21 protein-coding genes are annotated in these 15,526 nt (G+C 35.1%); 10 read left to right on the top strand and 11 right to left on the bottom strand.

Annotated elements, in window-relative coordinates:
• From ACJMLD_RS04555 to ACJMLD_RS04530, 6 genes are all read left to right on the top strand, one after another.
• Positions 1-1,206: a tRNA pseudouridine(54/55) synthase Pus10 gene (locus tag ACJMLD_RS04555; RefSeq protein WP_405268406.1), complete on the top strand. Its 1,206-nt coding sequence runs from the start codon at positions 1-3 to the stop codon at positions 1,204-1,206.
• Between the two features lie 5 nt (positions 1,207-1,211).
• Positions 1,212-1,679 carry a cyclic pyranopterin monophosphate synthase MoaC gene (moaC, locus tag ACJMLD_RS04550; protein ID WP_405268403.1) on the top strand — a complete coding sequence of 156 codons (468 nt, stop codon included), beginning with the start codon at positions 1,212-1,214 and terminating at the stop codon, positions 1,677-1,679.
• A 68-nt stretch (positions 1,680-1,747) separates the two neighbouring features.
• Positions 1,748-1,909, top strand: coding sequence for a preprotein translocase subunit Sec61beta (locus tag ACJMLD_RS04545; RefSeq protein WP_405268400.1), 162 nt, complete (start codon positions 1,748-1,750; stop codon positions 1,907-1,909).
• Between the two features lie 48 nt (positions 1,910-1,957).
• The gene (hisF, locus tag ACJMLD_RS04540) at positions 1,958-2,782 is read left to right on the top strand and encodes an imidazole glycerol phosphate synthase subunit HisF (protein WP_405268397.1); all 825 of its coding nucleotides are present in this window, start codon (positions 1,958-1,960) and stop codon (positions 2,780-2,782) included.
• Positions 2,779-3,693: a DNA glycosylase gene (locus ACJMLD_RS04535; RefSeq protein WP_405268394.1), complete on the top strand. Its 915-nt coding sequence runs from the start codon at positions 2,779-2,781 to the stop codon at positions 3,691-3,693. The genes hisF and ACJMLD_RS04535 overlap by 4 nt, the downstream gene beginning before the upstream one ends.
• A gap of 52 nt (positions 3,694-3,745) precedes the next feature.
• Positions 3,746-5,107, top strand: a complete 1,362-nt coding sequence (locus ACJMLD_RS04530) for an MFS transporter (protein WP_405268392.1) — start codon at positions 3,746-3,748, stop codon at positions 5,105-5,107.
• Position 5,108: 1 nt separating this feature from the next.
• Here the strand turns inward: ACJMLD_RS04530 and ACJMLD_RS04525 are convergent, their stop codons facing one another.
• The 3 genes from ACJMLD_RS04525 to ACJMLD_RS04515 form a co-directional block, all read right to left on the bottom strand.
• On the bottom strand, positions 5,109-5,519 hold the full coding sequence (locus tag ACJMLD_RS04525) for a hypothetical protein (RefSeq protein WP_405268390.1): 411 nt from the start codon (positions 5,517-5,519) through the stop codon (positions 5,109-5,111).
• On the bottom strand, positions 5,509-5,928 hold the full coding sequence (locus ACJMLD_RS04520) for a hypothetical protein (protein WP_405268389.1): 420 nt from the start codon (positions 5,926-5,928) through the stop codon (positions 5,509-5,511). Before ACJMLD_RS04520 ends, ACJMLD_RS04525 begins: the two co-directional genes overlap by 11 nt.
• A 142-nt stretch (positions 5,929-6,070) precedes the next feature.
• On the bottom strand, positions 6,071-6,502 hold the full coding sequence (locus ACJMLD_RS04515; RefSeq protein ID WP_405268387.1) for a peptidylprolyl isomerase: 432 nt from the start codon (positions 6,500-6,502) through the stop codon (positions 6,071-6,073).
• 200 nt (positions 6,503-6,702) lie between these two features.
• Between ACJMLD_RS04515 and ACJMLD_RS04510 the strand changes: the two genes are divergently transcribed.
• Both ACJMLD_RS04510 and ACJMLD_RS04505 read left to right on the top strand, forming a co-directional pair.
• Positions 6,703-7,863 carry an acetylornithine transaminase gene (locus tag ACJMLD_RS04510; protein ID WP_405268385.1) on the top strand — a complete coding sequence of 387 codons (1,161 nt, stop codon included), beginning with the start codon at positions 6,703-6,705 and terminating at the stop codon, positions 7,861-7,863.
• A 9-nt stretch (positions 7,864-7,872) separates the two neighbouring features.
• A complete protein-coding gene (locus ACJMLD_RS04505) occupies positions 7,873-8,577 on the top strand; it encodes a hypothetical protein (protein ID WP_405268383.1) in 705 nt (234 codons plus the stop codon).
• Here ACJMLD_RS04505 and ACJMLD_RS04500 read toward each other — a convergent pair.
• Positions 8,574-8,975 (bottom strand): NUDIX domain-containing protein, encoded by a 402-nt coding sequence (locus tag ACJMLD_RS04500; protein WP_405268381.1) that lies wholly within the window; start codon positions 8,973-8,975, stop codon positions 8,574-8,576. The two genes, ACJMLD_RS04505 and ACJMLD_RS04500, sit on opposite strands and share 4 nt — an antisense overlap.
• A gap of 121 nt (positions 8,976-9,096) precedes the next feature.
• Here ACJMLD_RS04500 and lysA point away from each other — a divergent pair, with 121 nt between their 5' ends.
• Positions 9,097-10,380, top strand: coding sequence for a diaminopimelate decarboxylase (gene lysA, locus ACJMLD_RS04495; protein ID WP_405268379.1), 1,284 nt, complete (start codon positions 9,097-9,099; stop codon positions 10,378-10,380).
• Positions 10,381-10,389: 9 nt separating this feature from the next.
• Positions 10,390-11,250 carry a diaminopimelate epimerase gene (gene dapF / locus ACJMLD_RS04490; RefSeq protein ID WP_405268377.1) on the top strand — a complete coding sequence of 287 codons (861 nt, stop codon included), beginning with the start codon at positions 10,390-10,392 and terminating at the stop codon, positions 11,248-11,250.
• Positions 11,251-11,255: 5 nt separating this feature from the next.
• On the opposite strand, the gene ACJMLD_RS04485 is transcribed toward dapF, so the two are convergent.
• The 7 genes from ACJMLD_RS04485 to nrdD form a co-directional block, all read right to left on the bottom strand.
• Positions 11,256-11,420 carry a hypothetical protein gene (locus ACJMLD_RS04485; protein ID WP_405268376.1) on the bottom strand — a complete coding sequence of 55 codons (165 nt, stop codon included), beginning with the start codon at positions 11,418-11,420 and terminating at the stop codon, positions 11,256-11,258.
• Between the two features lie 12 nt (positions 11,421-11,432).
• Positions 11,433-12,017, bottom strand: a complete 585-nt coding sequence (locus ACJMLD_RS04480) for a HemK2/MTQ2 family protein methyltransferase (protein ID WP_405268374.1) — start codon at positions 12,015-12,017, stop codon at positions 11,433-11,435.
• 5 nt (positions 12,018-12,022) lie between these two features.
• Positions 12,023-12,895, bottom strand: coding sequence for a 16S rRNA (adenine(1518)-N(6)/adenine(1519)-N(6))-dimethyltransferase RsmA (rsmA, locus tag ACJMLD_RS04475; RefSeq protein ID WP_405268372.1), 873 nt, complete (start codon positions 12,893-12,895; stop codon positions 12,023-12,025).
• Positions 12,896-12,904: 9 nt separating this feature from the next.
• On the bottom strand, positions 12,905-13,534 hold the full coding sequence (locus tag ACJMLD_RS04470) for a DUF655 domain-containing protein (RefSeq protein ID WP_405268370.1): 630 nt from the start codon (positions 13,532-13,534) through the stop codon (positions 12,905-12,907).
• 156 nt (positions 13,535-13,690) lie between these two features.
• Positions 13,691-14,038: an RNA polymerase Rpb4 family protein gene (locus ACJMLD_RS04465; protein ID WP_405268368.1), complete on the bottom strand. Its 348-nt coding sequence runs from the start codon at positions 14,036-14,038 to the stop codon at positions 13,691-13,693.
• Positions 14,039-14,043: 5 nt separating this feature from the next.
• The gene (locus tag ACJMLD_RS04460; protein WP_405268366.1) at positions 14,044-14,334 is read right to left on the bottom strand and encodes a 50S ribosomal protein L21e; all 291 of its coding nucleotides are present in this window, start codon (positions 14,332-14,334) and stop codon (positions 14,044-14,046) included.
• 268 nt (positions 14,335-14,602) lie between these two features.
• Positions 14,603-15,526: anaerobic ribonucleoside-triphosphate reductase (nrdD, locus tag ACJMLD_RS04455; RefSeq protein ID WP_405268364.1), on the bottom strand; the 924-nt coding region annotated here is incomplete at its 5' end.

Genomic DNA, 15,526 nt, shown 5'->3' with positions numbered 1-15,526 from the left:
ATGAGATTGGCAAAGCAAATTTTAGATGAAACTGATGGTAAAATCTGTAAAAATTGTCTTGGGCGCAAGCTGTCTAAAACAATTGAAGGCAGCAACAACATTGAAAGGGCCGATAAGGTTTGTAAAGAGTTGGAAATAAGTCTTGATGATGCTGATTGTGTAATTTGCGATAACCTTTTCGATAAGCTTGATGATGAGCTATATGAAAAGATTGATGATAAGATTAACGAATTGGGAATAGAATTCGACACGTTTTTGGTAGGTTCAAAAATCAGCAAGGACATCCAGAAACGTGATGAGGAGTTTTCTGAAAAATTTGATTTGACTGTTGAAACCATCAAGAAGGAAGTCAACAGGCTAATCGGCCTTGAGATTTGGGAAAGGTATGACAAGGAAGCTGAATTCGAAAGCCAAGACATTGTTTTCAGCATCGATTTGTTGGATGAGCCTAAAGTCAGAATCCAGATTAATCCATTATACATTGAGGGAAAATACAACAAGTTAAAACGTGGAATTCCCCAAACCAAATGGCCATGCACCAAGTGCAAGGGCAGAGGCTGTGAAGAGTGCAATTTCACAGGAAAGCAATATCCCGAGTCAGTTGAAGAATTGATTTCCGAGCATTTTTTGAAGGCGACTCAGGGAAGGGAAGCCAAATTCCATGGTGCCGGCCGTGAAGACATCGACGTGTTGATGTTGGGTTCTGGAAGACCTTTTGTATTGGAAATTAAAGAGCCAAAAATCAGAAAACTTGATTTACAAGGATTGGAAGATGAGATTAACAGGATAAATGAAGGTAAGACTTCCTATCATAACTTGCATGTTTGTGAAAGGAGAAGAAAGGCAGAAATAAAACAATCTTCCCCGGATACTTATAAAGTTTATAATGCGCTTGTCAAATGTGATGGGGTATTTGACAAGGACAAGTTGGATGAGTTAACTAAATTTAATGAAATCCATCAGCAGACTCCGTTAAGAGTTTTAAGGCGGCGTGCCGATAAAGTGCGCATCAAGCATGTTTTGGATTTGTCATATGAAATCATTGATGATAGGACATTTAATATGCGCATTAAAACCGAAGGAGGATTATACATCAAGGAATTGATTTCCGGTGATGAAGGCAGAAGCCATCCTAATGTTAGTGAAATATTGGGCGTTAATGCGATTTGTGAACAATTGGACGTAATTGAAGTAAGTGAGAAGTAGATATTATGGCAGATGAATTTACACATTTAACTGATAGTGGAGTGCATATGGTTGAAGTAGGTGGAAAACCTGATCAAAAAAGAAGAGCTATTGCAAGCGGCAGCATATTTTTAGATGAAAATACTATTGATTTGATTCAAAATGAAGAGATTAAAAAAGGAAATGTTTTGACAACCGCTCAAATTGCCGGAATTCAGGCTGTTAAGAATACTTCTTCAATAATCCCGCTTTGCCATCCATTAGCATTGACCGGAATTGAGCTTGATTTTGAAGTTAAAAAAGATGAAATCATTGCTACTTGTGCTGTTAATACATTGGGAAAAACCGGCGTTGAAATGGAAGCTATTACTGGTGTAAGCGTAGCATTGCTTACTGTATGGGATATGGTGAAGGCTGTTGAAAAAGATGAGAATGGACAGTATCCCGATACTCGAATAAGCGATATTAAAGTAATTAAAAAGGAGAAAATTTAACATTTATATACTATGAAAACAATAACTATAAACGTTATTTTTATTTAAAAATTTTATGGGAGATTACTATGGCGAAAAAAAATGATAAAATTTCTATGCCTCAAACCGGTGCAGGTTTAGTAAGATATTTTGATGAAGAAAGTCTTGGACCAAAACTTTCTCCTGAGCATATTATTGTTGCCACTGTTATTGTAGCGATTTTATGTTTTGTTTTGAGATATTCTGCTTAAAATTATTGTTTTTTAAAAACAATACTACTTTTTTTATATTTGATTATTATGTTAACTAAAAGAATTATTCCTTGTCTAGATTGTGATTTACAGGTTCCTGAAGGTAGGGTAGTTAAAGGTGTTGAATTTAAACAGATTAAATACGCCGGCAATCCGGTTGACCTTGCAACACGTTACTATGAAGAAGGTGCTGATGAAGTTGTAGTTTTGGACATCACGGCGTCACATGAGAGAAGGGCTACAATGGCAGATGTCATTGATAGGTTAACTGAAAATGTTTTCATGCCTATTTGTGTAGGCGGAGGAATAAGGAAAGTTGACGATTATATTAAGATGCTTAAGGCAGGAGCAGACAAATGCTCAACAAATACTGCGGCCATTAAGAATCCTGAACTTTTGACTGAAGCTTCAAAGGTCGTCGGTTCACAGGCTGTCGTAATTGGAATTGATGCAAAAAGAAGATATGTTGACCATCCGGATGATGTGCCTGATAAGATAGTTATTGAAACCGATAAGGGGTACTGCTGGTTTGATACAAGCATTTATGGCGGACGTGAGTTTACAGGCATCGATGCAATTGCATGGGCACAAAAATGCCAGGATCTTGGTGCCGGCGAAATTCTTTTGACAAGCATGGATGGGGACGGAACCCAAAACGGATATGATATCGAGTTGAACAAAACAATTAATGATGCTGTCGATATTCCAGTGATAGCCAGTGGCGGTGTTGGTGAGCCAAAGCATATTCTGGAAGTGTTTGAAAAGACAGATGTTTCAGCAGCTCTTGCAGCCAGCATATTCCATTTCAATCAATATTCAATTGGCACAGTAAAAGAATATTTAAAAGAAAATAATGTGGCTGTTCGCTTATGATAATTGAATCTCCAATCGACTTAGAATTGACCCAATTGTCAGGTCAGACCTCACAGCCTCCCTGGAGGCAGGTTGATGATTCCTTTTGTGAAATTGTAATGGTTGACAATAAACCTGTCGTTTTTGATGTTAGACAATCCGGAAAATATTTGGATTTCAAGTTTATAGGCGATGTCTCCAATGAAGAAGCCGTTTCTTGTTTAAAATATATCTATGACTTGGATTTTGATTTGGATAAATTTTATAAGTATCTTCAAAATCATGCGGAACTTGCCGAGATGTCAGAATTTTGCAATGGTTTGAGACTATTTTTAGCTCCAAATCCTTTTGAATGTGTCATTTCTTCAATCTGTTCAGCAAATAATTCAATAAAGAGATGGACAAAATCAGTTTCAGACATTAAACAAAAATGGGGAAATGATTATAATGGTTTTTATACATTTCCAGAGATTTCCACTCTTCAAAATGTGTTTTTAGATGATGAAGAAGAGTTTGACTTGACAAATGTTGATGATATTTGCAAGTGTAAGAATAATTTAAAATCATGTGGCGTCGGATATAGGGCGCCATATATGAGGAAAGCATGTGAACTTTTTACACTTGAAATGGACCTTTCAGAAATTCCGAAAATGAATTATGATGAAGCATTTGAAAGCATCTTGAAAGTTCCGGGAGTTGGTCCTAAAGTTGCAGACTGCATATTGCTTTATGGATTTAACTTTAAAGAGGCGTTTCCATCAGATGTCTGGATAAAGCGCATAGTTTCCTACCTTTACTTTGACGGAAAGGATATCAGCGTTTCAAAGGTAAGGGAATTTGGAATGGAGGAATTCGGCGATTATGCGGGGTATGTTCAATTGTACATGTTCCACTATGCAAGAAAGTCCGGATTGATGGCTAAGTTAAAATAATAATTTTTGCATTAAAAAGCATTATATTGTATTAATTTAATATATTCTTTTGATGGAAAAGAAAAATTTAATCCTTTTGATTTGTACAGTATTGTCATTTTTCGCGGTATTTGCGGTCAATTCAGTCATGGTTGTGATTCCGACAATTGCCGCTGAGTTTCACATGAGCAATATTGTTCAAAATTGGGCCATAATTATCTTTTTGCTGGTTGTAGCCGTATTGTCTGTTCCAGCAGGCCAGATTTCCGGAAAGTATGGCCTTAAGAAAGTTACAATCATAAGTGTTGTACTGTTTATTATAATTTCCATTGCTAATGTTCTTGTTACATCTTCCGAGCAATTCCTGCTTTGCCGTTTGATATTGGGCATTGCTCTCTCATTTTTCAATGTTACTTCTATGGCGATGGTGGTATCAGCATTCAGACCAGAAGAGCGGGGTAAAGCATTGGGAATAACTATCACAGGAGTTTACATTGCACTGTCCCTAGCACCGGTTCTTGGTGGTGTTTTGAATTACCAATTGGGATGGAGGTCTGTAGTTCTATTCGGTGTTCCATTTTTACTCGTTATATTGGCATTGCTTTTAACCAAGGTTGATGAGGAATGGATTCCTTTTGGAGAGGTTCCACTCGACGTAAAGGGATCTGTTGCTTATGGAATCGGTATGGTGTTGTTCATATATGGATTTACTATACTGAATGAGCCGTTAGGTGTAATATTAACAGTTTTAGGTATTATATTCCTAATCATATTCGGATTGATAGAATTAAGGGAAGCCCATCCTGTATTTGACATAAGATTCTTTAAAAACCGCAAGTTCCTATCAGCCAATTTTGCATCATTGTGTGCATATTTGGCTACTTTTGCAGTCACTACAATCCTTAATTATCACCTGCAATACATTAAGGGGTATGATTCACAAACTGCAGGGATAATTTTGCTTGCAGCACCGCTGTGCCAAGTAGTGCTTGCCCCTATTGCAGGAAGGCTATCAGATAAATATGTTCCACAAATCTTGGCGGCCATTGGAATGGGGCTTGGAACAGTTTCGCTGGTTCTATTCTCATCTTTAAATGAAGCGACATCACTTGAATTCTTGATAGTGGCCATGATAATCTATGGTATTGGCTTTGGTCTCTTTTCACCACCGAATACAAATGTCATAATGAGTTCCGTTCCGCCAAAGGATACATCAGTGGCATCAGCAGCCGTAGCAACAATGCGTACAGTCGGACAGGCAATGAGTTTGGGAATATTGACATTGGTGTTTGCATTCGTGATGGGCAACGTGCCGATTGTCGAGCAGTATTATCCTCTTTTGATAAGCAGCTGTCAAATAACCTGCATTATATGTGTGGTGTTGTGTATAGCATCTGTATTTGCTTCATTTGTGGGAATTAAATCTAAAAGTTAATTTAACATATTAAGCAAGTCAAATATCTCTTTTTTGATTTCATTTGGCATCTTTTGTAAATATGGGTCATATTTCTAGGATTTTTAGAATTATAATCAACCATATTTCGGTATTTTCTTAAAACATTAAGGTTTTGAGCTATTTTAGTGCCAAGATTATTTTTATTCAATTTTTCATTATTTTTAAATGTGAACCTTGTTTCTTGATGAACTCTTCCAGATGATGATTTCATTATTTTTTCATTAAAATGATTTAAAAACATATTGCTTTCTAAAATAAAATCTATAGACTCAAAAAATGAAGAATAATAAAATCTTCCCATTCCGGTTCTTAATTTTGCAATATTTCCTTCATTACTGTATGAATTTGCAAGCTTATAATATTCATACCAATCAAAATCATTATCTTTCATAAGGATCCACCAGGATTATGTATTCAAATAGGGTTTTAGGATATCTATCTATGAGTAAATTACAGATTAAATCTTCCTTTTGAAGCAATATTTTTGATTCTAACTCAGAATAAATTATTATTTCAAGAATTTTTTCTGTTGAATCTGTTTCTTTCATAAAATCAAATGATATTTTATTATAAGTTAATTCATTTGAGACAATTTGCGGCAAATCATAGATTATTTTTTCTAGCTCATCGTCCTGTGCAACAAATTTTTGAATTTCATTTAGATTATCTGAAGGAAATTCAAAATGGTCTTTAAGAAACTGTTCTAATTGATTATCATTTTTAGGCATAAAATACCCATCCTTATATGTAGTTTCTTCTGGAATTTGTATTTCTAATTTTTGTGTTGAAAAAAATTTCACTTTTTTAACCTCCGTTTATTCATTAAAACTTACAATATAATATGTATTGGAGGTTATTTATAGTTCTACCTAGATTTAACTTCAATTTTACGAAATAAAAGCAATTTTGTAATAAAAAATAAAAAAAATTGAAAGATAAGGATTATCTTTCTTCAACGGTCACTTTATTCATTTTGTCGCCTTGCTGAATAGCATCAACGACATCCTGACCTTTGATGACTTGACCGAATACGGTGTGAACACCGTCTAAGTGTGGTTGTGGGCAGTGTGTAATAAAGAATTGGCTTCCACCAGTGTCTTTACCTGCGTGTGCCATTGATAATGCACCAGTACCGTGTTTGTGTGGGTTTCCTTCAGTTTCACATTTGATGGTGTAGCCCGGTCCGCCGGTACCGTTTCCAATAGGACATCCACCTTGAATTACAAAGTTTGGAATTACCCTGTGGAAAGTTAATCCATCGTAGAATCCTTCGTTGGCTAATTTTTCAAAGTTAGCTACGGTTCCAGGTGCTTCGTTTGGGAATAGTTCAAGTTCAATGTTCCCTTTATCGGTTTCGATTATTGCGACTTTCATTTTATCACCTATTTTTAGTTAAATGATTTATAGTAGTATATAGTTCAATCTATTAATTAAATGTATGCCGATTTTAAAACTATTTTTGTCATCGGTTCATTAGACAATTTTTTGTAGTCTCTGGATTACTTCATCGTGGAAGAATTTATTATTAATAAAATCCATAAATATTTAGTGATTGAATAGTTTAAGGAGATAAAATGAACACTCAAGAATTGATTAAGATTGAAGATGATTATTTCATTAACACTTTCACCAGACAGCCAATCGTTCTAGACCACGGGGAAGGTGTAAAGGTTACAGACATTGATGGTAATGAATATTTGGACATGTTTGCAGGGATTGCAGTCAACGCTTTAGGCCACAATCACCCAAAACTTGTTAAAGCCATTCAAGACCAAGCTGAAAAGCTCATTCATGTTTCAAGCATTTACTACAACGAACCGGCATTGGTCTATGCTAAAAGATTAATCGACAAGACCAGTTTCGACAGAATCTTTTATGCAAACAGCGGTGCTGAAGCAAACGAAGGGGCCATTAAGCTTGCTATCAAATACACAGGAAAAAGCGAAGTCATCTCAACTGTCGAGTCATTCCATGGAAGAACAATAATGACACTAGCGGCAACTGGCCATGAACATTATCATGAACCATTCAAATGCATTTTGCCAAAAGGTTTCATCAACGTGCCATACAATGACATTGAAGCTATTAAAGAAGCTATTACAGAAAATACCGCGGCTATCATTGTTGAACCCATCCAAGGTGAAGGGGGAGTGAATGTCCCGGATAAAGATTACTTAAAGCAGATTGAAGAAATCTGCCATGAGAAAGATATTGTATTCATCGTAGATGAAGTGCAGACAGGTTTCGGCAGATGCGGAACATTGTTTGCCCATGAGCTCTTTGATGTAAAGCCGGACATCATGACAATGGCTAAGGGAATAGGCGGAGGAGTTCCAATGGGTGGAATTCTTGCAACTGAAAAGGTAGCTGGGGCATTCGTACCTGGAGATCACGGAACAACTTTCGGTGGCGGGCCTTTGGTTTGTGCGGCCGCAAATGCTGTTTTGGATGCATTTGAAGAGGAAAATATCTTGGATAATGTCAATGAAGTAGGCGATTATTTCATCGAAGAACTCAAAAAATTAGATAAGGAAATCATCGCTGATGTGAGAGGCAAAGGATTGATGGTTGGTTTGGAGCTAACCAAGCCTGGAGCAGAATATGTTGACAAGCTCAGAGAAGCAGGATTCTTGATCAACTGTACTGCAGATAAGGTTTTAAGATTCGTACCTCCATTGATAATTACAAAAGAGGAAATTGACGAATTCGTTAAGGCGTTAGATGAAATATTATAGGTAATTCTTATGGGTCAGTTTATTAAATATAAATGCGATGTCTGTGGATACGAGCATGTTCATGATTTGGAAGTTTTCTGGATTGATGAAAACTTTGAAATTAATGTGAGCATGCTGTTGTTTTTAACCTCTGTAGAAATGTCAAAAGCATTAGTCAGCGGTTATTATAAAGAGTATCATTGTTATGATTGTGATAGTATCGTCAAGGAGTTTATAATTTCTGAAAACCCTTCAAAAATGGATAATGAGGAGATTATTAATTTAATTGAGGATTATGACCATATCTTTAAAATTATTAAGTTCGATGATAAGTTCCAAAACTGTCTGTCATGCTCAAGAAGTTTGGATGTTAAATCCGAAAAGGCATTTGCATTTGGCAAACAGGCCGAGTTTGTCATTGAAGATTCATTCATCCATGATTTTAAGGATAATGACAAATATGACTTTTGGGGTTATTACTACGGATACTATTGCGACAGTTGCAGAAAGCAGATCAATAAGTTTGTGGTAATGCAAAATCTATCAAACATAGATGAGGATACAATAAGATTTATCCTTAAACAGCATACCAATGACTTGACTGTCCTATTGTTTGATTATACTGGTGATTGTCAGCATTGTGGCGGTAAACTCCACACTTTAAAAGATAATTCTTTATGTCCTAGATGCAAAGAGGGTCATTTGGTGACTGTAGAAATTCGAAATGTTGATTAAATCTCCCAATTTCTTTTTTCCAATACTTTTTTTAATGAGGAAGATATTTCCAAGGTTTTTGTTTTTTCTAAAGGGGCCCACATGAACTCGGTATGTTCATCGCTTATTTTTACATCTCCCTCAATGTCAGTCAGATACATCATCAATTGCACTGTTCTTTTGTGCATATAGTCATTTTGAACGGCTTCACAGAAATCTCCAACTTCACAATCCAGGTTTGTTTCTTCTTTGATTTCCCTTACAAGCGCGTCAGTGAAATGCTCTCCCCTTTCAACTTTTCCGCCAGGCAGTTCCCACATTTCAGGGTCGGTTTTGCTTTTAGGGTGCCTTTTGACAATCAAAATTTCATCGTCACTGTTTTTGATAATTCCTCTCACTGTAAGACCATATCCTTTCATGTTAATTATTCTCAACTTTCTATTAAATAATATGAACGGAAAAATCATTTCCTTAATTAGTTTTAAATAGATTAAATAAGATATATTAAAACATAATGTAACTTTTTTAGGAGTTTTAATTATGGATTTAAATATTAAAATAAACGATAAAAACCACTTGGATATTGGAGGGGCCGATGCATGCGATATTGCAGATGAATTCGGAACCCCCACTTATGTAATCGATGAGGCGAGAATAAGGGACAATTATAATAGATTCTATTCAGCCTTTTCAAAATATTATCCAGATTTCAAAGTGTTTTACGCATGTAAAGCAAATACCAACCTCGCTGTAATGAAAATCTTAGAGTCTGAAGGATGCTGCATTGATGCGGTTTCCCCTGGCGAAGTTCACATTTCAAAAATGGTCGGATTTTCAGGCGACAGAATACTTTTCACCGGTAACAACATTACCAATGATGAGTTGAAATTTGTTCACGATGAAGGTGCAGTTTTAAATATTGATTCAGTTTCAGCTTTAAAAAGATTAGCTAAAATAGTTGATCCGGAAGGATTAAAAATCTCATTTAGAGTAAATCCTATGGTTGGAGCAGGACACCATGACCACTGTATCACCGGTGGAGTAATGAGTAAATTCGGTATTATGGATAATGAAGCTGTTGAAGTTTATGAAATGGCAAAAGAATTAGGCTTTAATCCAATTGGTATGCACTCCCACATCGGATCCGGTATATTGGACCCTGAACCATTCAAATTGGCTATTGAATCAACTATGGATATTGCAGGAAAAGTTCATCAGGAAGCTGGAATAGACTTCGAATTCGTTGATTTCGGTGGAGGTGTGGGCATTCCTTATACTCCTGAAGAAAATATTGTTGATTTGGATAAGTTTGCAGAAGTAAATGTAGGATTGTTTAAAGAAAAAATAGAAGAATATGATATGGGCAACCCTACAATGTATTTGGAACCTGGAAGATACATAGTTGGAGATGCAAGCGTACTTCTTGTGACTGTCAATAGCGTAAAACAAAGCTACAGAAAATTCATAGGTGTAGATGCAGGTTTCCACACACTCTTAAGGCCTGCGATGTATGATTCATACCACCACATTGTTTTGGCTAACAAAATGGATGCTGAAAATACTCAAGAAGTGGATATCGCAGGAAACGTATGTGAATCCGGAGACTTATTTGCACGTGACAGGCCAATGCCTGAAATTGAAGAAGGAGACCTCTTAGGTATATTAAATGCAGGAGCATATGGATTCACAATGTCTTCAAATTACAACTCAAGGCCATTGACTTCAGAGGTATTGGTAACTGATGGAAAATGCAGTTTAGTGCGCGAAAGGGAAACATTTGAAGATTTGTATGCAAAACAAAGAATTCCACCACATTTAAAATAAGTTGATACTATGGTAGATTTAAAAGGATTAAAATTTTCAAAAATGCACGGAATAGGCAATGACTTTCCAATAATCAACGAATTTGATGGGGAAGTCATTCCAGAAGCAGACAAGCCGGAAGCTTGCAGAATGTTATGCCACAGAAACTTCGGTGTAGGTGGAGATGGCGTATTGTTTGTAGAGCCATCTGATGTAGCAGACATTGGATACAGAATGTTCAATCCTGACGGAAGCGAAGCTGAAATGTGTGGCAATGGTATAAGATGCTTTGGCGATTTTGTCTACAGAAAAGGCATTTTAAAGCAAGATAAAATGACTGTTGAAACAAGAGCTGGAATTAAAACAATTGAAATTACATTAGAAAATGATGAACCTGTTTTATTTAAGGTAGATATGGGTTTGTCAACATTTAAGACTCCTGAAATTCCAATGACTTGTGATGCAGAAGAATTTTTAGATGGCAAGCTAGATGTATTGGATACCACCTTTAACCTGACAGCTATCAGTGTCGGAAATCCACATGCAATCATCTTTGTTGACGATGTTGATGATGTTGACATTAACAAATACGGTCCGGCCATTGAAGCTCATGAAGTATTTCCCGAAAAGATCAATGTGCACTTTGTAGAGGTAATTTCCAAAAACGAAGGTAAAATGATTACTTGGGAAAGGGGCGCAGGTATAACTCTTGCATGCGGCACTGGAGCAACATCTACAGCTATTTCAGGATACAAACTAGGCTTGTTTGATGAAAATGTTTTGCTTCATTTGCCTGGCGGCGACTTGAAATTCAATGTTTATGAAAAAGAAGATGCTCTTGGAGCCTTCATGGAAGGTCCAGCGGAGCTTGTTTATGATGGGGAATTCTAATTCTCCTATACTTTTTTTATTTTTCTCAAAATTCCAAGTGCAATATCAATTATTGCAAGGAGGATTATAAATATTATCCAAATGTTGATTTCATTTCTGATTATTGCAAAGATTATTGCAAGAATCAAAAGTATTGCACCTACTAAAACTGATTTTTTCCATTCTTCCATGTTTTCACCGTATTATATCTTATAAGCATTTATTAATGTTATGTCTTCAAAAAAGAAGTGCTCTGTTGCAGCAATTTCAGCTATGAAACCTAAATTATCAAATTTTTCCAATGTCTCTTCATTGCCGGAAAGTGAAGACTGAATCATCTGCACAATTCCTCTATCATTTAAATGATTTCCCACTTCATTTAAGAATAAATCAATAACTTTCCTACCGTTTAATCCACCATCGAATGCATAATTTATAGTGTCTTCAAGAACTTCACCATCTTCAGTCGGGAGATATGGAGTATTGAATAAAATTACATCAAACTTTCTATTTTCGACGGGTTCGAACAAGTTTCCAAACAGGATTTCAATATTTTCGATGTCGTTTGCTTCAAAATTTTTTCGCGCTAGCTCACAGGCATCGAAGTTGATGTCCGTCACGGTGATGTTGTCGGTTAACCTTGAAGCATACATTGCAACGATTCCAGATCCTGTGCCGATTTCCAAAACGCTTTGTCCTTTTTTAATCTGCAGATTATCAGCTAGCATATAGCTGTCTTCAGCGGGAATGTATACGTTGTCATCAGTGTTAATTATAAAATCTGGCATGTTATCTAGTCATTTAAAATTGGATTTATTTCCTTTGATAAAAACAATATTTCTTCAGGCGAAACCACAGTAACTCTTTTTTTGAAGTATTCTTCCACTTTTTCAGATTCGATTTCATTCAGGCGTTTCTTCATTTCCTTTTTGTCAAGATCAGTAATGATGTGTCTAGAATCGATTAATGCATTCCTTATTTTTTTGTTCCTATGCTGGAATAGCGCCTTTGTAAAATTTGAATAAACCTTGAAATCTTCGGGGGAAATCTTATTTTCTTTTGGTGTCAGTCTGACAACAGTCGAATCGATTTCCGGTTTTGGGATAAAGCTTTCTGAACTCACGTCAGTTAATTTTTCAACGTTGCATTTGAAATACAGCATTGCAGAAAGTCTTGAATAGTTTTTTGTTCCTACTTCACCATTCATACGTTCAGCAAATTCTTTCTGGTACATCAGGATGGCCAAGTCAAAATCATAATTAAGGAATTTAAAAGTAATCGGTGATGATATCTGATAAGGTAGATTTGAGATGATTTTATTGAATTTTGGAAATTCAACATTCAATGCATCATCGTTAATTAACTCTACGTTATCCAGCTTTTCTTCTTTAAGTCTTTTAGCTAATATTTCATAAATCTTTTTGTCTTGTTCGATAGCTATTACTTTTTTAGCTTTTTTGGCAAGTTCAATTGTTAGTGTACCTATTCCAGTTCCTATTTCCAAAATCACGTCGTTTTCATCAATGTTTCCAAAGTTAATTATTTGGTCTCTTTTGTTTTTATCAATCAGATAGTTTTGACCAAGATTTTTGTTTAACTTTATCCCATGCTGATTTAAAATATTTTTAGTAATTTTAGATAAGGATTGGGATGTTTCACTAGTCAATTTATCACTTTATCTGTTTTTAGGTTTTCTTGGGGCTTGAGTAAATATATAATATTTGTTCTTACCTCTTCTAACAGTATTTGTATCTAATTCTTGTTTAACTCTGTTTACAATCATGCCTGCAGGATCAGTCAATGTTGGGATTCTTTCAGTAATGTCTTCGAAACTTTCGAATGGTCTTTCTTCTCTAGCGTTTATGAGATCCCACATATATTTTTTACCGATTCCTGGAATTAACTCAAGTGAATGAAGTCTTGTACTTACGGATCCAGTAGTATTGAAAAAGTTAACAAATTTTTCTTCGTTTGCTTCAACAATATCACGAATAGCATAGTCTAATTCGATTCTGCTGGTTGCTGTTAAGTTTTCAAAATCTAATTTTCCAAGTACTCTGTATATTTTATCTCTTTTTCCTTTTCCAATATATACGGTGTCTTGTATTTCCAGATCAACACCATTTTTTGGAGCTAATTCGAGTAAAGTGAATTGTTCTGTACCAATAGCTTGAGCAATAGGTTTTCCTCCGAATTTTGACATATCAGATTTAACATAGCCTCGACTTAGATAATCAAGCACAACAGCATATTGTTCTTTTTTTACTGTTGATTTTTTTTCATTTCTCCTTCTATTATCAACCATCTTTATCACTCACTATTGTTTTTTTATAACTTAAATTAGCTATATATAAACTTATTTATAAATTTATTTTTCAAGTATAATAAAGATATCTAAAAAAAGCGGATTTTGATAATAAATTTTTTTAAATAATAATAAAAAAAGTGAATAGTTAGGAAACTATTCTTCAATATCATATTGTTCTAAGAATTCAAGGATCTTTTCCATTTCTTCTTTGTCAGCTTTCATTGGCTCTTTAGCAAAGATTAATCTCATATCTGCTAAATCCTTAGGAACCAAATCAACAATATGAACTGCAACTCTTGGTCTTAAACCAAATTCGTCTTGGAGTTTTTCAATAATCTCTTTTGAATCTTCAAAGGAATATTTTTTAAATCTTGCAAGATGGTTTAAAGTAATATTCTGTTCATAATTTAATTCGTTGTTGCTATCTGAAAAATCTTCAAGAACTTTTTTTACTTCTGCACCAGAAATTGGTTCACTTTCGATAATTTCTTTTCCAATCATAGAAATCATTTTTGTAATTTTAAGTGGTCAGGTCTTACTATTAATTCTTTTGCTTTGTTTCCATCTTTTAAGGACACAATGTATGCTTTACCTTTCTGACCAGTTACTTTTCCAGTTTTACCATGGAATCTAGGAGCAGGTTGTCCTTTTTGGATACTTGGATTAATAGTAATGTGAACTAAATCTCCTTCTTCAAATCTTTGCATTCTGTTAGTAATAGGGTTTGTTCTACCCGGTCTTTGTACTTTAGTCATTTTTTTTCTGGATCTACTTTTTAATCCTCTTGATCTTTGCATTGTATAACCTCTTAAATCAGTTCTCGTCTGGGTATTATAATAAATCTATGTTATCAGCTACCTAGTATTAAAAAAGCCCATAAATACTAGTAACATAGAATGTGAAAATAACAATTATCATCAGTGATATGATAATATTATAATTTTAGTTTAATGGTATTAATATACTTTTAGTTTTTGGGTGATTTTTGGAAAATATTCCGTTTTTTGAAATTTTAATTTGGTGTGGTATAATGGTTTTAAAAAATGGTGTGAAGAAGATAACTATTTAGTTATCTTCAAATCTTCTTCTGTCAATTAATTCTTGACGTTTACCTGGGTTCCAACCACCGGATGCAGATTTTGCACGTCCGACTTGTTGAACGTATCCGGTAATTCTGTCATACCATTCTACATCTTCTTGTTCACCGCAGGTAGGACAAACATTGTTTAATCCTTTCATTAAAGTTTTACATTTAAGACAGAAACTTAAAGCTGAGCTGTAAGCCCAGAATCCGATATCGGATTTTTTAGCAATCTTATTAGTTAAGCTCATCAATGAATCTGGGTCGGAATATGATTCTCCCATGAATGCATGGAAGATGTGTCCACCAGGAGTTAAGCTATGATATTGCTCTTCAATTTTGATTTTTTCAATTAAGGACAATCCTGTGTCTACTGGCACATGTGAAGAGTTGGTGTAGTAGTTTGCATTGCCGTCTCCTTGTACAATAGCTTGATCGCCATATTGTTTTTTGTCGAGGGTTGCAAATCTGTATGCAGTAGATTCAGCAGGGGTTTGTAAAACGGACCATCTGAGTCCGGTTTCTTCTTGTAATTTTTTAGCTCTGTCGTTGACATATTCGAGACATTTCAAACCAAACTTGTTGGCGTCAGCATTTTCAATACCTTCGCCGAATAGGGATAATAACATTTCGTTAAGTCCGACAAAACCAAAGGATAAAGTTGAGTTTTCGATTCTGTAGTATGATTCTTCAGCTACTTGTTGTTTTAAGAATGGTAAAATGTGGAAATCATTTAAGCATTTTAATCCTTGTTCTCTTCTAAGCATTAAAGTTTCTACAGCTAAATCCATATATTCATCCAAGTATTCAAAGACTTGGGATTCATCTTTGGATTGGTATCCGATTCTTGGGAAGTTTAAGGTTACGTATGCGAGGTTACCTGTTCTTAAACAGTCTTGATCCCAGTC

Source organism: Methanobrevibacter sp. (genome assembly GCF_045112895.1).
Taxonomy (GTDB): Archaea; Methanobacteriota; Methanobacteria; order Methanobacteriales; family Methanobacteriaceae; genus Methanocatella.
The sequence above is the reverse complement of the archived record's forward strand: the minus strand, read 5'-3'. Positions and strand labels throughout refer to the sequence as shown.